16 protein-coding genes, 5 tRNA genes and 2 rRNA genes are annotated in these 20,425 nt (G+C 41.2%); 21 read left to right on the forward strand and 2 right to left on the reverse strand.

Features of this window, described 5'->3' with window-relative positions; translation table 11 throughout:
- Nucleotides 1-104: 104 nt before the first annotated feature.
- A complete protein-coding gene (rpmH, locus tag KHQ31_RS00005) occupies nt 105-239 on the reverse strand; it encodes a 50S ribosomal protein L34 (RefSeq protein ID WP_002828338.1) in 135 nt (44 codons plus the stop codon).
- 744 nt (nt 240-983) lie between these two features.
- Here rpmH and dnaA point away from each other — a divergent pair.
- The 17 genes from dnaA (at nt 984) to KHQ31_RS00090 (ending at nt 16,546) form a co-directional block, all read left to right on the forward strand.
- Nucleotides 984-2,372: a chromosomal replication initiator protein DnaA gene (gene dnaA / locus KHQ31_RS00010; protein WP_213409018.1), complete on the forward strand. Its 1,389-nt coding sequence runs from the start codon at nt 984-986 to the stop codon at nt 2,370-2,372.
- A 195-nt stretch (nt 2,373-2,567) separates the two neighbouring features.
- Nucleotides 2,568-3,698 (forward strand): DNA polymerase III subunit beta, encoded by a 1,131-nt coding sequence (gene dnaN / locus KHQ31_RS00015; RefSeq protein ID WP_213409019.1) that lies wholly within the window; start codon nt 2,568-2,570, stop codon nt 3,696-3,698.
- Nucleotides 3,699-3,904: 206 nt separating this feature from the next.
- A complete protein-coding gene (gene yaaA, locus KHQ31_RS00020; protein ID WP_213409020.1) occupies nt 3,905-4,132 on the forward strand; it encodes a S4 domain-containing protein YaaA in 228 nt (75 codons plus the stop codon).
- Between the two features lie 2 nt (nt 4,133-4,134).
- The gene (gene recF, locus KHQ31_RS00025) at nt 4,135-5,259 is read left to right on the forward strand and encodes a DNA replication/repair protein RecF (RefSeq protein WP_213409021.1); all 1,125 of its coding nucleotides are present in this window, start codon (nt 4,135-4,137) and stop codon (nt 5,257-5,259) included.
- Between the two features lie 26 nt (nt 5,260-5,285).
- Complete coding sequence (gene gyrB / locus KHQ31_RS00030; RefSeq protein ID WP_213409022.1) at nt 5,286-7,229, forward strand: DNA topoisomerase (ATP-hydrolyzing) subunit B; 1,944 nt, start codon at nt 5,286-5,288, stop codon at nt 7,227-7,229.
- Between the two features lie 44 nt (nt 7,230-7,273).
- Entirely contained in the window at nt 7,274-9,832 is a 2,559-nt protein-coding gene (gene gyrA / locus KHQ31_RS00035; protein ID WP_213409023.1) for a DNA gyrase subunit A, read from the forward strand.
- A gap of 160 nt (nt 9,833-9,992) precedes the next feature.
- Nucleotides 9,993-12,167 (forward strand): LTA synthase family protein, encoded by a 2,175-nt coding sequence (locus tag KHQ31_RS00040; RefSeq protein ID WP_213409024.1) that lies wholly within the window; start codon nt 9,993-9,995, stop codon nt 12,165-12,167.
- A 105-nt stretch (nt 12,168-12,272) separates the two neighbouring features.
- Entirely contained in the window at nt 12,273-13,526 is a 1,254-nt protein-coding gene (locus tag KHQ31_RS00045) for a hydroxymethylglutaryl-CoA reductase, degradative (protein ID WP_213409025.1), read from the forward strand.
- A gap of 54 nt (nt 13,527-13,580) precedes the next feature.
- Nucleotides 13,581-14,531 carry an IpaB/EvcA family protein gene (locus KHQ31_RS00050; protein ID WP_213409026.1) on the forward strand — a complete coding sequence of 317 codons (951 nt, stop codon included), beginning with the start codon at nt 13,581-13,583 and terminating at the stop codon, nt 14,529-14,531.
- 434 nt (nt 14,532-14,965) lie between these two features.
- Nucleotides 14,966-15,082: ribosomal RNA gene (rrf, locus tag KHQ31_RS00055) — 5S ribosomal RNA — on the forward strand.
- A 5-nt stretch (nt 15,083-15,087) separates the two neighbouring features.
- A tRNA-Asn gene (locus KHQ31_RS00060) sits at nt 15,088-15,160 on the forward strand.
- A gap of 8 nt (nt 15,161-15,168) precedes the next feature.
- A tRNA-Thr gene (locus tag KHQ31_RS00065) sits at nt 15,169-15,241 on the forward strand.
- A gap of 83 nt (nt 15,242-15,324) precedes the next feature.
- A tRNA-Val gene (locus KHQ31_RS00070) sits at nt 15,325-15,397 on the forward strand.
- A 33-nt stretch (nt 15,398-15,430) separates the two neighbouring features.
- Nucleotides 15,431-15,503 (forward strand) — tRNA-Thr (locus tag KHQ31_RS00075).
- A 144-nt stretch (nt 15,504-15,647) separates the two neighbouring features.
- Nucleotides 15,648-15,764: ribosomal RNA gene (gene rrf / locus KHQ31_RS00080) — 5S ribosomal RNA — on the forward strand.
- 5 nt (nt 15,765-15,769) lie between these two features.
- Nucleotides 15,770-15,842 (forward strand) — tRNA-Asn (locus KHQ31_RS00085).
- Between the two features lie 62 nt (nt 15,843-15,904).
- On the forward strand, nt 15,905-16,546 hold the full coding sequence (locus KHQ31_RS00090; RefSeq protein WP_213409027.1) for a hypothetical protein: 642 nt from the start codon (nt 15,905-15,907) through the stop codon (nt 16,544-16,546).
- Nucleotides 16,547-16,648: 102 nt separating this feature from the next.
- On the opposite strand, the gene KHQ31_RS00095 is transcribed toward KHQ31_RS00090, so the two are convergent.
- Nucleotides 16,649-17,491 (reverse strand): MurR/RpiR family transcriptional regulator, encoded by an 843-nt coding sequence (locus KHQ31_RS00095; protein WP_213409028.1) that lies wholly within the window; start codon nt 17,489-17,491, stop codon nt 16,649-16,651.
- Between the two features lie 143 nt (nt 17,492-17,634).
- Between KHQ31_RS00095 and gnd the strand changes: the two genes are divergently transcribed.
- From gnd to KHQ31_RS00115, 4 genes are all read left to right on the forward strand, one after another.
- On the forward strand, nt 17,635-18,543 hold the full coding sequence (gene gnd, locus KHQ31_RS00100; RefSeq protein WP_213409029.1) for a phosphogluconate dehydrogenase (NAD(+)-dependent, decarboxylating): 909 nt from the start codon (nt 17,635-17,637) through the stop codon (nt 18,541-18,543).
- 180 nt (nt 18,544-18,723) lie between these two features.
- The gene (locus KHQ31_RS00105; protein WP_213409030.1) at nt 18,724-19,368 is read left to right on the forward strand and encodes an FGGY family carbohydrate kinase; all 645 of its coding nucleotides are present in this window, start codon (nt 18,724-18,726) and stop codon (nt 19,366-19,368) included.
- Between the two features lie 70 nt (nt 19,369-19,438).
- Nucleotides 19,439-19,726: a hypothetical protein gene (locus KHQ31_RS00110; RefSeq protein WP_213409031.1), complete on the forward strand. Its 288-nt coding sequence runs from the start codon at nt 19,439-19,441 to the stop codon at nt 19,724-19,726.
- A gap of 56 nt (nt 19,727-19,782) precedes the next feature.
- Nucleotides 19,783-20,418, forward strand: coding sequence for an NAD(P)H-binding protein (locus tag KHQ31_RS00115; RefSeq protein WP_213409032.1), 636 nt, complete (start codon nt 19,783-19,785; stop codon nt 20,416-20,418).
- Nucleotides 20,419-20,425 lie beyond the last annotated feature (7 nt).

Genomic DNA, 20,425 nt, shown 5'->3' on the forward strand with positions numbered 1-20,425 from the left:
GATTACTCCAAACTTGATTGAGACAAAAAGAAAACGCACAGTTCGGCCAGACGGCTTTACTGTGCGTAATCGTTATCAGTAGTCCTATTAGCAGGTCTGACCAATTAGGCTGACAAAACCTTGCGGCCCTTTTGGCGGCGACGAGCTAAGACCTTACGTCCGTTGCTAGTGCTCATACGCTTACGGAATCCGTGAACACGTTCGCGGTGACGCTTCTTTGGTTGGTATGTACGCTTCATAGTGAATGCACCCCCATTTCTTCTTTTTATTTTAGTAACGTGAAGCTAACTAAAATAGCCTACTCCACAATTCACGTTTAATCATACCATGCGAAAAAATCAATAGCAAGTAATTATCTGGTTTTTAAATCCGGTTTTTATAATTGATTTACACATAAGAAAGAAAACAATATATATACATTCATATATTAGCACACAAAGCGGATAATTAGGTCATTTCCGGAATACATCACAATATAGATAAAAAATAAAATAATTTAAGTAACTGAAAGTTATCCAAAATCTAACGCTCTGTTATGTGGATAAAAACACACGACCTAACAAAGCGTTAGGTGAGTTGTACACACTATCCACAGTTTATCCACAGTTTCCACAGAGTGGGAAAACTTATTTCTTACCCCCCTGTGAATATGTGGATAACTCTTCCAACCCTTTCTGTATCAGGGCTTAGTTATCCACAAGACCCTCTGGATAATCAAAAATTCATAGAGTTATCCACAGTTATCCACAGATACCCCTAATTTTTTACACACACCCCTGTGGAATACTGGATAAAGTTATCCACAGTCTGTGGATATATCAGCGTGTTATCCACAGGTTCGCATATAGTTTGATATTCCCTTTGTTTGCCTGTGGAAAACTCATATCACGCCTGTTAAAATAGTCATTGTGATTATGAGTCCATTGGGAAAATCCCGTGAAAAAAAACAACTCATCAAATATCTATAAAAGGAGGTCGTACACATGGATCCTGCTGAACTTTGGGCTGCCATTAAAGAACAACTGCGTGAAAGCATGTCTGGAGACTTCGGATATCAACAATACGTTGAACGTCTAGAAGTAATCGACATCATGCCAAACGAGTATTCTGCCCAAACACTTCATCTTTCAACAGACCAAGAAAAGGTTGCCGAAGAGTGGAGTAACCCGGAAGGCCACTACTACCGTACGTTCATTCAAGCGGCTATGACTGCAACCGCTCAACTATATGCACAACCCATCTTCATTTCACCAAGTGTTTTGTTGAAAGCACCCTCAGTCGAACCAATTGCTGAACCAATCTCAGATGCACAACCTATCGTATCTGAAGGACCATCAAACTTTATTTCAACGACCTTAGATCCTGATTTCCGTTTTGACACTTTCGTTTCTTCTGTAGAAAACAAAGAAGCGTACTCAGTTGCTCAAGCCGTTGCTGAAAATCCAGGTACACAATGGAATCCATTGCTTATTTATGGTGGAGTTGGACTTGGAAAGACCCATTTGATGCAATCTATTGGAAATGAAGTACTTCGTAAGAATCCAAATGCGAAGGTTAAGTTCATTACGACCGAAGATTTCATTAATGATTTCACTGATGCATTGCGCAAAAGTAAATTAGATGAATTCAAGCACGAATACCGTACGACTAACCTATTAATGGTCGACGACGTGCAATTCTTAGCCGGTAAAGATAAGATCCAAGAAGAATTCTTTAACACTTTCAACGCCATTACACGTGAAAACAACCAAATCGTCTTGACTTCAGATAAGTTGCCTAAAGAAATCCCTGGTTTGGAAATGCGTCTTGTGACTCGTTTCGGGCAAGGATATTCTGCCAACATTACAAAGCCTGACCTACCAACACGTGTAGCGATTCTGCGTAACAAGTCTGAGCAAGAAGGTCTAAACATTCCTAACGATATTATTGATGAAATTGCTGCTGCAGTTGATACAAACGTGCGTGACCTAGAGTCTGTGTTTAATCAAGTGGCTGCTAAGATTCAATTCAGTCCACAACCTGTAACAGTTGATGCAACGCGAAACATCCTTGAACAAATGAGTTTTAAGCGTCAAAAAGTTGTGACTGTTCCGATTATTCAAACGACTGTTGCTAACTACTTCAATTTGACCGTTGATGACTTGACTGGAAGTCGTCGTAACAAGCAAATTGTTACACCACGTCAAATCGCTATGTACCTAGCTCGTGAACTAACTCAAGATTCATTACCACAAATTGGTCGTGCTTTTGGTGGACGTGATCACACAACAGTCATGCATTCAACTGAAAAGATTGAAGGTTCAATAGGAGAAGATGTATTTCTAGAACAACAAGTTCAAGAAATTCGCGAACGCTTAAGCGATAACAGTTAATAGCCTGTGGATAAGTCCAGAAGTTATCTACAAGTTTTCCACAAGGTTATCCACATGAGAAAACCGTTGATACTACTGGTCTCACAGTGGTTTTCCACAGTTTCCACACCCCCTATTACTATTACTATCTTTTTATTACTTAATAAGACTTAATTAATGGGCGACAAACAACACAAAAATGTTGAAGGAGAAATTATGCAATTTACAATTAATCGTGCTGAATTTATTAAGGCGATGAACAACGTTAGTCGAGCTATTTCTTCACGTACTTCAATGCCAATCCTTACAGGGGTTAAGGTTGAAGTTGAAGAAAGTGGTTTGATCCTAACGGGTTCAGATACAGATATCTCAATCGAAATTAAAATCCCAGTAACTGATGACAAAGCTAACCTAGTAAACCTAGAAGCAGGATCATTGGTTTTGCCAGCAACATTCTTTGCGAACATCGTAAAGCGTTTGCCAGGTGAAACATTCACACTTACAAACACAGATGGTCTTCAAGCTAAGATTACGTCTGAAAGTGCAGAATTCGATATTAATGGGCAAGATGCAAATGCATACCCACGTTTGCCAGAAGTAGAAGTACAAAATCAATTGGTCTTGCCAGCTGAAACTTTGACAGAAGTTATCGGACAAACTGTTATTGCGGTATCAAAGCAATTGAGCCAACCAATTTTGACAGGGGTACATTTCATCATTGCTGGTGGAAACCTAACTGCTGTTGCGACTGACCGTCACCGTCTGGCACAACGTACAGTTTCTTTTGGTAGCTCAGATGTTAATGCGGATATCATTATTCCAGGACCATCTTTGGTACAACTACAAGCAATGCTTGATTCTGTTGAATCAGTGGAAGTACGTGTTTCAGAAAACCAAGTTGTTTTCCAACTTGGAGATGACACAATGTTCTACTCACGTTTGCTTGAAGGTAATTACCCAGATGCATCTCGTTTGATTCCAACTGAAAAGCGTACAACTTTGACAATCAACTCACGTGATTTGCTACAAACAATTGAACGTGCAGCTTTGTTGAGTCACGAAGGTCGCTCAAACGTGATCCAATTCTCAGTTAGTGATGACCGTTCTTCAATTTCATCAAACTCACCTGAAGTTGGACGTGTTGAAGAAGAAATTTTCGCCGCTGCGACTGCAGGGGATGAACTAACAATTTCATTCAACCCTGACTACATGCGTGAAGCATTGAAGTCATTTGGGGATGAAGAAATCCAAATCGGATTCAAGACACCATTGGATCCATTTACATTGGTACCAACGAACAACGAAACTAATTTCATTCAATTAATTACGCCTGTTCGTACTTACTAATCTGAAAAGTACAATAAAACGCCGAAAACGACTATTTGAACCATTTAAAGTCATTTTCGGCGTTTTTGTATATTTTAGTATTAAATTTGACTGAGTAGGCTAATATGGCGAATTCGTTTGTGAAAGCCGTAGAAAAAGCGTATAATCATCTTATATATCTAGACATAATTATGACGTAATTACTGACTGAAAAGAGGGCCCAAATTTTGGCACAAGAAGTTCATATCCAAACACCTTACATCACCCTAGGACAATTGCTTAAGCAAGCAAGTGTTATCCAAACTGGTGGACAAGCAAAGTGGTACTTACAAGAAAACGAAGTTTTGGTTAATCAAGAACCTGATGCACGTCGTGGACGTAAGCTATACCCAGGTGACATTGTTGCAATTCCAGATGGTGAACGTTTCGTCATCAATGGGATGGGTGCAGAATAACAATGGAGTTGTTAGCATTAGCACTTCATAATTTTCGCAACTATCAAGATTTGTCGACAACGTTTTCGCCGGGAGTCAATGTGTTCTTGGGACCAAACGCGCAGGGAAAGACAAATTTGTTAGAAGCGATTTATGCGCTAGCGCTAACCCGCTCACATCGAACGACAACTGACAAAGAGTTGATTGGTTGGTCTGGGGATGCAGCTCGAATTAATGGAACTGTTGAACGACGCACCGGTAATGTACCGCTAGAACTGAATTTTACGAATAAGGGTAAGAAGGCAAAGGTGAATCATCTTGATCAACCTAAATTAGCCAATTACATTGGTAATTTGAATGTCATTTTATTTGCACCCGAAGATTTAGAGCTAGTTAAAGGGGCTCCGGCTGTTCGTCGACAATTCATTGATCGTGAATTTAGCCAAATGAGTCCAAAGTATTTATACGTTGCGAACCAATACAAGGCAATCTTGAAACAACGCAATCAGTATTTGAAGCAATTACAATCTGAGAAGCAATCGGATTTACTATATTTGGATGTGTTAACAGAACAATTGGTCAATCAGGCGAGTGAATTAGTTGCCCGTCGTTTGAAATTATTGACGGCATTGAATGCTGCAGCGGCACCAATTCAATCAGACATTACACAGGGCAAAGAACAGTTAGACATTAAATATGTTTCTCAACTGTCACCTGATGAACTAACTGATGAGCAGACAATTAAAACTGCAATGCTTGAACGTTTTGAGAAAATTCGCAAACGTGAATTATTTGAAGGGGTGACTAAACTTGGTCCCCATCGTGATGATTTACAATTCATGGTCAATGATCATGATGTTGCGGTCTTTGGTTCCCAAGGCCAACAACGAACAACGGCCTTAGCCGTTAAGTTGGCTGAAATCGATTTGATGTTCCAAGAAACAGGCGAATATCCAATTCTTTTGTTGGATGATGTCTTATCAGAACTAGATACTGATCGACAAACGCACTTGTTGACCACAATTCAAAACAAAGTGCAGACATTTATTACGACGCCATCACTCAGTGATGTCGCAAAACAATTAATTAAGACACCAAAAATATTCAATGTACGTAATGGTGCATTGGTTGAACAAACTGATGTTTAATTTAGGGATAAGAGAGGGTATGAAGAATGGCTGAAGAAGATACACAGATGCATACAAATGCTTCCGAGTACGATGCGAATCAGATTCAAGTTCTTGAAGGACTTGAAGCGGTCCGTAAGCGTCCTGGAATGTATATCGGAACAACAACAAGTCAAGGACTACACCACTTGGTATGGGAAATCGTCGATAACGGAATTGACGAAGCTTTGGCTGGTTTTGCTGATCACATTACAGTGACAGTTGAAGCAGATAACTCAATTACAGTAACCGACAACGGTCGTGGAATTCCAACTGACGTCCAACAACAAACTGGTAAGCCAGCGCTTGAAACAGTCTTTACTGTTTTGCACGCCGGTGGAAAGTTTGGTGGTGGCGGTTATAAAGTTTCTGGGGGACTTCACGGAGTTGGGGCCTCTGTTGTTAACGCCTTGTCAACAACTTTGGACGTAACAGTTATTCGTGATCAAAAGGCGCACTCAATGGTCTTTGAACAAGGTCGTGTTACACAAGACATGGTTGTGACAGACGCACCAGAATCTGATTTCGAACGTGGAACAATTGTTCACTTCGTACCCGATCCAGATATCTTCCAAGAAACAACTGTTTTCGATATCAAGACACTAACTTCACGTGTGCGTGAATTGGCTTTCTTGAACAAGGGACTACGTATTTCAATTACTGACAACCGTCCAGAAGAATCTGTTACAGAATCTTTCTACTACGAAGGTGGAATTAAGGAATACGTTAAGTACTTGGACGACAACAAGGATGTTTTGTTTGAAGATCCTATCTACGTTGAAGGAATCGAAAAGGGAATCTCAGTTGAAGTATCTTTGCAATACACTGACGATTACCACACAAACATGTTGTCATTTACAAACAACATTCACACTTATGAAGGTGGAACTCACGAAACTGGATTCCGTTCTGCGTTGACTCGTGTGATTAATGACTATGCTCGTCGTACGGGGCAATTGAAGGATAGTGATGAAGCACTATCTGGTGAAGATGTGCGTGAAGGTTTGACAGCCATTGTGTCTGTTAAGCATCCAGATCCTCAATTCGAAGGACAAACAAAGACAAAGCTTGGAAATTCAGATGCACGTACAGCCGTTGACCGTATGTTCTCTGAAACTTTCAACCGCTTCATGATGGAAAACCCAACAGTTGCTAAGCAAATTGTTGAAAAAGGAATCGTCGCAAGCCGTGCCCGTAAGGCTGCCAAGCGTGCGCGTGAAGCAACACGTAAGAAGAGTGGATTAGAAATTTCTAACCTACCTGGTAAGTTGGCCGACAACACATCAAAGAATCCTGAAATTTCAGAATTGTTTATTGTCGAGGGAGACTCAGCCGGTGGATCAGCGAAGCAAGGACGTGAACGTCTAACGCAAGCGATCTTGCCAATTCGTGGAAAGATTTTGAACGTTGAAAAGGCTAGCCTAGAAAAGATTCTTGGTAACGAAGAAATTCGTTCATTGTTTACAGCGATGGGAACAGGATTCGGGGCTGAATTTGACGTTGAAAAGGCAAAGTACCACAAGTTGATTATCATGACCGACGCCGATGTCGACGGAGCGCACATTCGTACGCTTTTGATGACATTGATTTACCGTTACATGCGTCCATTGATTGATAAGGGTTACGTATACATTGCGCAACCACCGCTATACCAAGTGCGCCAAGGCAAGTTTGTACAATACTTGGATTCAGATGATGAATTGAACGAATTGTTGCCAACATTGCCAGCGACACCAAAGCCAGTTATCCAACGTTATAAGGGACTTGGTGAAATGGACGCGGAACAACTATGGGAAACAACTATGGACCCAGAAGCACGTCACTTGTTGCGTGTGCAATTGGATGATGCCGTTGAAGCTGATCGCGTCTTTACGATGTTGATGGGAGACAAGGTTGAACCACGTCGTGAATTTATCGAAGAAAATGCGGAATACGCAGAACTTGATATCTAATTATTCGATAACTTGGGATTAAAGATAAGCAGAGAGGGAGCAAAATGACTGAAAACGAACAAAATATCAGTCGCACAGTTGACGCCAGTATCGGCGAACAAATGAAGTCATCATTTTTGGACTATGCGATGTCAGTTATTGTGGCACGTGCGTTGCCCGATGTCCGTGATGGAATGAAGCCAGTTCACCGTCGTATCATGTACGGTATGAATGAATTGGGTGTTACTCCGGACAAGCCATACAAGAAGTCTGCCCGTATCGTTGGGGACGTAATGGGTAAGTATCACCCCCACGGTGATTCAGCGATTTACGAATCAATGGTTCGTATGGCGCAAGACTTTAGTTACCGTTATATGCTTGTTGATGGACACGGTAACTTCGGTTCTATCGACGGTGACTCAGCCGCCGCTATGCGTTATACCGAAGCTCGTTTGAGCAAGATCGCGACAGAAATGTTGCGTGACATTAACAAGAACACAGTTAACTTTGTTGATAACTATGATGGAACTGACCGTGAACCAGCTGTCTTACCAGCCCGTTTCCCTAACTTGCTAGTTAACGGAGCCAGTGGTATTGCCGTTGGTATGGCAACTAACATTCCACCGCACAACTTGGGTGAAGTAATTTCAGCCATTCATTTGTTGATGGAAAACCCTGATGTTACAACAGCTGAATTGATGGAAGCCGTTCCTGGACCTGATTTCCCAACTGGTGGAATCGTGATGGGAAAGTCTGGAATTCGTAAGGCTTACGAATCTGGTAAGGGAACTGTTACAGTTCGCTCAAAGGTTGAAATTGAAACTGAAAAGTCAGGTAAGGAACGAATCATCGTGACTGAGTTGCCATACATGGTTAACAAGGCTCGCTTGATTGAACGTATTGCTGAATTAGCTCGTGATAAGCGAATCGAAGGAATTACATCAATCAACGATGAATCTGACCGTGAAGGATACCGAATTGCGATTGATATTCGTCGTGACGTATCTGCATCTGTTGTCTTGAACAACTTGTACAAGAACACATTGATGCAAACTAACTTCAGCTTCAACATGTTGGCTGTTCAAGATGGACGTCCAAAGTTGTTGAGCTTGAAGGACATGTTGAAGGCTTACTTGAAGCACCAACAAGAAGTTATTCGTCGTCGTACTGAATTCGAATTGAAGAAGGCTGAAGCTCGTGCGCACATCCTTGAAGGATTGCGTATTGCTTTGGATCACATTGATGCCATCATCAAGATTATCCGTTCTTCAAATACTGCTGAAATTGCGAAGACACAATTGATTAACGACTACGCCTTGTCAGATAAGCAAGCGCAAGCCATTTTGGACATGCGTTTGGTTCGTTTGACAGGGTTGGAACGTGACAAGATTGAAAATGAATACCAAGAATTGATGGCACAAATTGCTGAATTCAAGGACATCTTGGCAAAGCCTGAACGTATCGACGCAATCATCTACACTGAACTTCTTGAAATTCAAGAAAAGCACGGGGATGACCGTCGTACTGAACTACAAATCGGTGACGTGACATCAATCGAAGATGAAGACTTGATTGAAGAAGAAGACGTTATTGTTTCATTGACGCGTGGCGGATACATCAAGCGTATGGCACAAAGCGAATTCCGTGCACAAAACCGTGGAGGTCGTGGAGTTCAAGGAATGGGTGTTAATGATGATGACTTCATTGACCAAATTGCTGGAACATCAACACACGATACTTTGTTGTTCTTTACGAATGCAGGTAAGGTCTACAAGTTGAAGGGATACGAAATTCCTGAATACGGACGTACTGCGAAGGGAATTCCAGTTATTAACTTGCTAGGTATTGAATCTGGTGAAACGATTCAAACAATGATTAGTGTTAATGATGATCCTGAAAACAGTGAAGACTACTTGTTCTTTACAACTCGTGATGGTGTTGTAAAGCGTACAGCCATTAGCGAATTTGGAAACATCCGTGCACACGGACTACGTGCCATTACTTTGCGTGAAGGTGATGAACTTATCAAGGTTATGAAGACTGTCGATAGTGATAACATCTTGATTGCAACACAAGGTGGATACGCCGTGTCATTTAAGATGGACACAATTCGTTCAATGGGACGTACTGCAGCTGGTGTTCGTGGAATCAATTTGCGTGAAGGTGATATGGTTATTGGTGCAGAAGTCCTTGTCGACGATGCCCATGTATTGGTTATCACAGAAAATGGTTACGGTAAGAAGACTGCCGTTAGCGAATACCCAATCAAGGGACGTGGTGGTAAGGGAATCAAGACAGCCCAAATCACTGAAAAGAATGGACCATTGGCCGGTGTTGCTGTTGTTAAGGGAGACGAAGACGTTGTCCTAACAACTAACATGGGTGTGATGATCCGATTCAACGTTTCAACTGTTTCTGAAACTGGTCGTGCAACACAAGGTGTACGTTTGATTCGTTTGGACAATGACGCAACTGTTGCGACATTTACAACGGTTGATCCAGAACCGGAAGTAGAGGCCGAAGAAGTGACAGAAGTAGCTGTTTCTGATGACAACATGACTGAACAAGTTGAAGTACTTGTTGATCGTGCAATGAGTGAAGAAACTGATACAACTGAAGCATAAAAAAGAAACAGCTCAGTGAAAACTGAGCTGTTTTTTCTATGTCTTTAAATTATTCTGGAAATAAAAATGGGCGAACCTAGGGTAAATTTAATCTCATTGACGTATAATAATAGTCACTGTGAGAAAAAACAATTTTTGAAAGAATGAATAGGGTGCTAATATGAAACACTATAGTCGGTTTGACTGGCTGAAAACACGCATCGGATTCGTATTGTTGTTAGTAGCGCTAACCTGGGCTAAGACACAAATGGCAAACATTTTGGATTTCAAACTGTTTGCAGATGCAACGCCTGTGCAATACATAACCTTGCTGTTGAATCCAATTCCCTTCGCGCTATTGTTGATTGGAATTAGTTTATATTTTAAATCGGCCAAACTGTTTTATCCGATTGCATTATTGATGTATATCTCTAACTTGGTCTTGCTCCAAGTCAATATGATTTACTATCGTGAATTCTCAGACTTCATGTCATTTAATGTCATGATGGGATATGACAAAGTTAATCAAGGACTAGGTGCTTCAGGATTTGCCTTGAGTAATACACATGATATTTTCTTATGGTTGGATCTAATTATCCTATTAGGTTTGGTTATTTTCCGAAAGTATCGATTTAATGCTCCAGCTGTTTCTAAGTTGGCCAGTTTCGCGGTCACAACTTTTGCAATTTTCATCGGAATGATTACGTTGATGTTGGGGGAAGCTGAACGTCCACAATTAATTACACGTCAATTTGATAGTAAGTTGATGGTGAAGTACCTAGGTGTTGATGGATACACTATTTTTGATATCGCTCGAGTACGTAATGTTTCAGAACTAAAGAAGACTGCGAAAAAGAGTGATATTGATAAGATTCGTGAATACATGGAAAGCCAATATGCGCCAGCTAATACAAAGTATGCTGGAGTTGCGGAAGGAAAGAACGTCTTTGTGATTCACTTGGAGTCATTCCAACAATTCTCATTGAATCTGGACGTTAATGGACAAGCGGTAACGCCATTCCTAAATAGCATTTATAATTCAAAGGATACAATCGCATTTGATAATTTCTTTAACCAAGTTGGGCAAGGAAAGACATCAGACGCGGAAAACTTGTTGGAAACATCAACTTTTGGTTTGCCGCAAGGGTCTTTGTTTGCGAACCAAGGTAGTGATCAAACATTCCAAGCGATGCCAGCTATTTTGCGTCAAGAAGGGGATTACTCATCTGCAGTATTCCACGGAAACACTGCTGGCTTCTGGAACCGAAACAATGTGTACAAGAACATGGGGTATCAATATTTCTTTGATGCGAGTTACTTTGACACCACTGGTGATAAGGCTGCTGGATATGGACTGAAGGACAAGTTGTTGTTCTATGATTCAGTACCATACCTAGAACGCATGCAACAACCGTTCTACAGTAAGTTCATTACTGTGACAAACCACTTCCCATACACGAGTGATGACGAAGACAAGGATAAGACTTTCCAAACAACCAATAGTGGTTCAAAGATTGTCGACGGTTACTTTGAAACAAACCGTTACTTGGATCAATCAATTGCGGAATTCTATGCATACTTGAAGAAGTCTGGTTTGTACGAAAACTCAATCGTTGTGATGTATGGAGATCACTATGGTATCTCTAATTCAGAAAGCAAGCATCTTGCTGAACTCTTAGGTAAAGATCCAGCTAAGTGGAGCGCATACGATGCCATGCAATTACAACGTGTGCCGTTCATTATTAACATGCCAGGTTACGGTAAGGGATACATTGATCACACCCTTGGTGGTGAAGTCGATGTTGCGCCAACCTTGTTGCACTTGTTAGGGATTAAAGATACTGAAAAGTACATGCAAATGGGGCACGACCTACTAAGTAAGAAGAAATTTGGTGTTGTGGCAATGCGTGATGGTAGTTTCATCACACCAAAGTACACTTATATCAATGAACGCACATATGTAACGGCGACCGGGGAAGAAATTGTTAACCCAACGCCAAGCATTAAGGCTGAAATTGATGCCGCCCAAGAAAAAGCACGTAAGCAATTGAGTGTGTCAGATGAAATTAATCAAAAAGATTTATTACGTTTCTACACACCAGAAGGATTTGAGCCAGTTAAAGCACAAGACTATAACTATTCAAATGGACTTGCCAAGCTAAAACGTTTGGAAAAAGAAAAGGGCAAGGACTCAAAGAGTTTGTTCTCTGAGAAGAAGAATACCTTCACACAAAAGTTGTATGAAACAGATGCACCACAAAAGGACGAACCTCGTTCTGATACAACCCGTTTGAAGCAAACGAATCCTGATGCCGGAGAATCATCTGAGCCAGGTTTTGATATGCCAAACCCATAGCGAAATTAAGCCAGTCGTCAATCTAAGGATTGTCGACTGGTTTTTTTTATAAAATGGTATGATAGATAGACAATGAAAAGGTAATGCAAGGAAGGAACCGATACGATGAGTCAATGGCAAGGTTTTTATAAATTATCGTGGGCAGATAGAGTAAAGTTAACTGCTGCGAATAAAGAATTAGATGACCAACAAGTCGCATTGATTGAAGCAAACTACGATGCAGTTGGATCACAATTAGTTGAGAACTATCTATATAACTTTGGTGTACCAACTGGTCTGCTATTAGATCTACCGGTTAATGGCCAATTAGTTGTGGTGCCAATGACGACTGAAGAGCCTAGTGTGATTGCAGCTGCCAATAACGGAGCTAAGATGATGCGGGCTGGGGACGGTGTTCATACTAAAATGACACAACGCTTAGTTCGTGGCCAAGTCATTTTGACCGACGTAACTGATTTTCAAGCATTGGGTCAATGGATTGCTGAAGAAGAGACTAACCTAATTGATCAAATTAATGCTACGCGCCCATCAATGGTTAAACGAGGTGGTGGGTTAAAGAAACTAGAAGTGCAAGTATTAGATGATTCTACTGCTGAAGTTACTTTATTCGTAGACACACAAGCAGCAATGGGAGCGAATGTTGTTAATTCTCTATCTGAAGCTGTAAGTCGTCTACTGCGCGCACAGGGATACAATGTCTTGATGGGCATTCTATCTAACTATGCAACCGAAAGCATCGTCGAAGCTGAGGTACGTATTCCAGTGGATGCGTTGAAAGCAAAAGATGGAACGGCTGGTGATGTTGTTGCGCAAAAGATTGCCCAAGCGAGTTATATAGAAGAACTAACACCATATCGTGCGGTTACTTCTAATAAAGGTATTATGAATGGGGTAGAAGCAGTTGCGCTTGCTAGTGGGAATGACACTCGAGCAATTAATGCAGCATTACATGCATATGCCAGTCGCAATGGACAATATCGTGGATTGGTTAATTGGACGGTTGAAGGGGATGCATTAGTTGGACGTACTGAAATGCCAATCTTAATTGGTGTTGTTGGGGGATCAATTGGCATTGTGCCAGCCGTTAAACTAAACCATGTATTGATGGGGATGCCAGATGTTGAACAACTATCAAACATTTTGGCTGCAACTGCATTAGCACAAAACCTTGCTGCTTTACGTGCTTTAGTATCAACCGGGATTCAAGCAGGACACATGGCCTTGCAAGGGAAGTCGCTTGCCTTGCAAGTAGGTGCATCACCAGAAGAAGTGCCACAATTAGCTGCGGCATTAGAAGCAGGTGGGAAATTTGATGAATTAACTGCCCGTACTTTGTTATCAGCATTGCGCGAACAGTAAAAAACATATTAAGATAGAGTAATACTGTATATTTACGTAAAGGAAGAAACAAACATGATTTTTTCAGAAGATACACAACGTTTGTTGGAACAAGCAAACGCGATTTACCCAGGATCAATTATTCTACGTGCATCAGGTGAAAAGACTGGTGTGATTAATAACGAACAAGTGCAAACAGAAATGCTTGGATCTCGTATGATGTTGGAAGTTACTGACATGACTTCACCTGATTTTGTGGCAACACATGAATTGTTGCACATGGTTCTTTCATTGAATGGTTTCCCACAAGTATTCTTCCAATTGGAAACAGAAGAGGAAGAATTGACGGAACAAATGATTGTTATGGGAACATACCTATATCAACCAGCCGCCAACATCATTGTTTACCGTGAACAAGCCAATCATGGACTAATGACTGAAGAAGTTGTTGCTGCATACGCAAAGGGCGTTCTTGGACAATTGACTAAGGAAGATGGTTCACGCTCAGAATCAGCTTTGCGTTTCCTAACATTGTTAGATGCCAAGATCTTCATGGCATCTACTGATATGGATACAACAAAGTACACAGATAGCTTTAACGATCTATTCCCAGAAGCGTGGACAGCTGCAGAAACTTTGTTTGCAAAGATGGATATCACAAAGGTTCAAGATCCAGCTTCAGTTCACCATGCGATTATGGATGTCTTCACTGGGTTCGATGAACAGATGAAGGCATGGGACTTACCAGAACTAAATGCACAAGAATTCTGCACAGTGACACCTGTCTTGTCAGAACGTCAAATGCGTTTGAAGGTAAATCAAGTCTTCGAAATTAAGCATGTACCATATGTAAACCGTACAACTAAGTCAGCAGCTTTCGTTGGAATGGGAAAGAAGGACCACCAAAACAGTTTTGTTTTGGCAGTTCCTGTTGATGCATCGCCAGAATTTTTCAAAGAAACCTACAATTTGACGGTTCAAGAGTTGTTTGATCAACTTCAACAACCATTTACTTTGCGAGATTAAGCTTTAAAACAATAGAATAAATACCCCTCGGATATATAACTTACATAGTTTATCGCTGAGGGGTATTTTTATTTAAAAAACATGGCAAAAAGCGTTGACAGTACGCACTCTAGTCTGTAATATAGTAGAAGTTGTCAGGGGCAAACAGATAAGCCAACCCTTAGGGGCGCAAGTCATTTGCTTAATCGCTTCTCAAAAAAGTTTTAAAAAACTTTTGAAAAAGCGTTGACATCCATATCGTTTCGCGATATGATAATTAAGTTGTCTCAGGGAGATGCAAATCACCTAAACGAAACAACGAAGTAGATCATTGAAAACTGAATATCGTTTCGATGTAACAAATGTGTAGGTCGACCAACTATTAGTTGGTCCAAACATTTGCGAAGTCAATTCGCTAGTAAATTCGTTTAACATCGTAAGTCTTGAATATACCGTGTTGTGATGATGGCATTGAGGCCACACCTGTTCCCATACCGAACACAGAAGTTAAGCTCAATAGCGCCAAAAGTAGTTGGGGGATCGCCCCCTGCGAGGATAGGACGTCGCAATGCATTATTCCGAATTAGCTCAGTTGGTAGAGCACACGACTGTTAATCGTGTTGTCGTCGGTTCGAGCCCGACATTCGGAGTCTGATTTGCCGACTTAGCTCAGTTGGTAGAGCAACGGTATCGTAAACCGTAGGTCGAGGGTTCGAATCCCCCAGTCGGCATTATGATGAAAGGTAAGCCTTGTACCTTGTATGAGGTTTTTCTTTTGTGGTAATGCCGCCGGCCATGAAAATTAAATGTGTTTGGACGTTTAGCTCAGCTGGGAGAGCACCTGCCTTACAAGCAGGGGGTCACAGGTTCGATCCCTGTAACGTCCATCGGTTACATCAGTAACCAGGCAATAACATATTGCCGACTTAGCTCAGTTGGTAGAGCATCGCTCTTGTAAAGCGAGGGTCGAAGGTTCGAGTCCTTTAGTCGGCATCATGTAAAATGGTCTTAGTAGTTCATCTACTAAGGCTATTTTTTTGTTTTAAAAAGGAAGAAAGGATGTTGTGAATACGTTTGCGAAAGGCTATTGACAATCACGCCATCATTCGGTAATATAATATCTCGTAAGACATATCGTGTTGTGACGATGGCATTGAGGCCACACCTGTTTCCATACCGAACACAGAAGTTAAGCTCAATAGCGCCAAAAGTAGTTGGGGGATCGCCCCCTGCGAGGATAGGACGTCGCAATGCATTATTCCGAATTAGCTCAGTTGGTAGAGCACACGACTGTTAATCGTGTTGTCGTCGGTTCGAGCCCGACATTCGGAGTCTGAAAAGCACCCACTGTTCTCAGTGAGGTGTTTTTATTTTACTTTCAAAGGAAGTGGCGCATGGTTAAGCAAGGGAAGTTCGCAAGTTCAACACGATCAGTACATGGGAAAACACAACGTTATAAAGCGGTTTCTGGTGCGGCTAAAATCACGCGCGATGATGCACCAGAATTTATGATGGTACGTTATCATTTAACACGTGGTAAAAAACAATCAGATCTTGTAGAAAAAACCATGCTACGGCTTCTAGATGCGTTTGTGCCTATGTTACTTACAAATGATGGAGACATCGATAACACGCTAACAGAGCACATGAAATTAGCCTCTATTCAAGTACCTTGGCAATACTATAAAGTCGTCACAGATGAATGGACGCCATTTATGAAATGGGTTAAAAAAGAGTTCTTGGCGATGCCATTAATAGAACAAGTATTATTAAAAAACGTGGACGTAGACGTACATGCGCTTGTGGGACATCAATTGGCCATTAATTGGTGGTTAATGCAAAGTGGTGGTAATGCACAACGTTTAGCGACGGTTACACCTGACAAAATTACGAGCTTGGCAACAACTTTCTTACCAAATGGACAGATTGATTGGACTGTTGTGGCAACAATCTATTCAACGGTGCAATACACACCAGATACAGCGTTTGATGAGGAAACTGTGACGTGGTTGAACGGCTTGAACGAATTGCATTAAAATTAGGAACGTTTTTAAAAATAAAATGTAAAAAGGGTAGCGCATAAGCGCTACCCTTTTCTTTATTATGTCTTGATTTTGATGAAGGTGTTTAGGTAAGGCTTATTCACGAGTACTGTCAATTGCAGTACGCATTTCGTCCACGATACCTTGTGTATCTTTTTCTAACTTCACCCCTACTAATGTAAATAAACTATCTACAATTGTAATTTGAGCAACAAGAGAAGACATTGATTCACTACGCATGTTAACTTCTTCAGCGGAACTGGCCAAAACTAGATCGGCGAGATTAGCCAAAATTGAATTAGGAAAAGCAGTAATCGCAATCACCTTTACGTCATTGGCTTTTAGTTGGCGTGTAATCTTCAAAGTATCTTTATTACGCCCCGAGTGCGAAATAACAATTGCCACATCACCTTTACGCATACGAACAGATTGCATCAACTGCACGTCGTAATCTGGGTGTTGTTCGACATCTAAGGGTGTACGTAATAGCTTGTGGTAACCGTTTAGTGCGACAATTGAAGAACCACCAATTCCAAATAAACCAACACGACGGGCTGAAATAAGCCAATCAGCGGCTGTATGCCATGCTTGTGGGTCAATCATCTCATAAGTAGAGTCAACAGCATTCTTAGCCCCATTAAACACTTTATGAACGATTTGTTCGGTATTATCTTGCGGAGCGATTTCACCGAAGAAAGTATTTGATGGTTGGCTAGGGACAGCCAGACTTAATGAAAATTCACGGTATGAGCTAAAGCCAATTCGCTTAACAAAACGAGAAACGGTGGCCGTAGATACATCGGCACCATTGGCTAGGCCCTGAACAGTTAACGATTTTTTGTCGGTATTTTCATTTAGAATATAATCAGCGATTTTTTGATCTGCTTTCCCAAGTTGTGCGTGTAATGATTTGATACGCGCGTATGCAGATTGTGCCATACTGACACCTCTTTTCCAATAAAATGTAAAAACTTGCGTCCTTTATGTAAATATTTTACAACATTTCTCTTGCAAAGTGAAAAACTTTTGCACTATAATGTAGGGGTAGATAAATAATAAAAAAGAAAATAGAGGTATTCATAATGAAGTTCGCAATGATCGGTCTTGGAAAGATGGGATTGAACCTAGTTAAGAACGCTGTTGATAACGGCAACGAAGTTGTTGTATTCGACTTGAACAAGGATTTTGTTGCTGAAGCAGCTGCATACTCAGACGCAGTTACTCCATCAGAATCAATCGACGACATGTTGGCAAAGTTGCCATCACCAAAGATCGCTTGGGTAATGGTTCCTGCTGGGGTTCCAACTAACTCAACTATCGATACTTTGATCGAAAAGATGGAAGCCGGAGACATGATCATCGACGGTGGAAACTCAAACTACAAGGACAACTTGGAACAAAACAAGCGCACTACTGCTGCTGGAATCAAGTTCTTCGACGCTGGTACTTCAGGAGGAATGTCTGGAGCACGTAACGGTGGAAACTTCATGATCGGTGGAGATGACGAAGAAGCTTGGAAGGTTCTAGAACCTTTGTTCAAGGGAATCGCTTTGGAAGATGGTTACCTATACACAGGACGTTTGGGATCAGGTCACTACTTGAAGATGGTCCACAACGGAATCGAATACGGAATGATGCAAGCCATCGCCGAAGGATTCGAAATCTTGGAAGCTTCACAATTCGACTACGACTACGAAGCCGTAGCTAAGTTGTGGAACCACGGATCAGTTGTTCGTTCATGGTTGATGGAATTGGCTGAAGAACAATTCGCCAAGGACCCTAAGCTATCAGCTATCTCAGGACGTATGCACTCATCTGGTGAAGGTAAGTGGACTGTTGAAGAATCATTGGACTTGGATGTACCAGCTCCAGTTATCGCATTGTCATTGATGATGCGTTACCGTTCATTGCAAGAAGACACTTTCACTGGTAAGGTTGTCTCAGCTTTGCGTAACGGATTCGGTGGACACGCCATGGACGCTGCTAAGTAAGCAACGTTTTAAAATGAATCAAATTAAACACCTAATGGTTTCGGCCGTTAGGTGTTTTTTATGCTTGTAAAAGATTAGGCGCGTCATTTCAGAGCGAGGGATGTTGTATAATGGAAAGATATAATAAGAAAAATTACTGAGTTTCTGAAATGGACCAATAATTAAAAACGGGGAAGTATAATGACGGATACATTAGTTGTAAATGTAAAAATGAATAATGTCACAGCTAAGTGGCAAGACAAAGAAGTGGCAGTAGAATTACCTGCTAACTTTACGGCTGAACAATTGATGACAAGTGTAAGTGAAGTCATTGTAGATGCATTGGCTGGACAAACACCAGCAGCCATTGAAGTCGTAAATGAAATTGATGGTCTAGTCGTTTTGAACGAAGCATCTGAGAGTGTAACACCAGTTATGTTTGCCGATGACAATGATGCCCACTTTATTGAAGCATTGACAATGAACGGCATTGGTGGTCAATTGGAACGTAAGAATGGGCATGCATTAACAACTGGAACACCGGTTATTCAAGTGTTGCGTTTGAAGAATAACATGGCAGATGTTTACGCGCATGCGGCAATGTACCGTACAGTAACGGCATACTTGCGTTCAATGCTAACAGGACAAAATATTGTGACTGTTGAAGAAGCGAAGCTAACTGGACTATTCGATCAAGAAATAAATAAGTGGGATACGCAAGGTTTGGCATTAACAGATTTAACTGTTATTCAATTACCTGAAATTGGTAATGTAGTTGCGCACGATTTAACAAATAATGTGTTGGTAGAAAAAATGTCAACATTACCTAGCGTAAAAGTGCGCTAGACTAGGCATTCATGTGCTATAATGGCTTTGTTATCGGAGATGCAGTTAACTAGGGAGTGATGACCCGGAGTTGCCAGAAACGGAAGGTTCGATGCCTTGCTGTCCGGTAATGGTGATATTTGGAGGTGAAGGACCAAATATCATCGGAGAAAAGTTTATATTGAGAAGTGATGAGCTCAATATAAGGGGATTTGTTGGTTGTGTGGTAACAACCAACAAGGATTATGGTGAAATTTCAGTAAATCTTGGTGGGTTTACTGAGAGCGAAGATCTGCACTCGTTGAGCGAGACAGATCTTTTTTTATTGTATTTTTTTAAATTTATTATGTACTTACTAAAAGTAAAGGGTTATACTTAAGTAACTTACTTTTAGTAATTAATAAATTTAAAACAACGTACATAAGGAGAATTATCATGAAGGTAGCAATTATTGGTGCAACAGGAATGACAGGTAAGGCCGTATTCGCAGAAGCGAAGGCACAAGGATTTGACGTGACGGGTGTTGTCCGTAACGAAGCAAAGGGACACGAAGTTCTAGGTGCAGATGCACAATTGCTTGTTCGCGATGCTTTCGAACTAACAACTGAAGATTTGACACAATTTGATGTTGTTGTGGATGCATTTGCCAACCACCAAGACACTTACTTGAACTTGGATGCTTTGACACACTTGATTCACTTGCTACGTAACCAAGAAACACGTTTGATGGTTGTCTTGGGTGCTGGTCCATTGTTGGATGAATCTGGTGAATACCACTACGAATTCTTGAAGACTTTGCCAGGAGCCGAAGCTTGGGTTTCAGAACCTAAGTACGGAGTAACAGAACTACAAGTTCTATTGAGCACAGAAAACGTTAACTGGACTGCTATTTCAGCACAAAGTGAATTCGTCGAAGGACCTGCTGGTGAATACAAGCTTGGTAAGGATCACTTGATGATGGCTGAAGACGGTAAGTCACACGTTACATCAGGTAACTTGGCTAAGGCCTTGGTTGCTGAAATTGCTGAACCACAATTCAAGCAAGCCCGCTTCACTGTATCAGATATCTAATCTAGCG

The organism is Weissella ceti (assembly GCF_018394055.1).
Taxonomy (GTDB): domain Bacteria; phylum Bacillota; class Bacilli; order Lactobacillales; family Lactobacillaceae; genus Weissella; species Weissella ceti.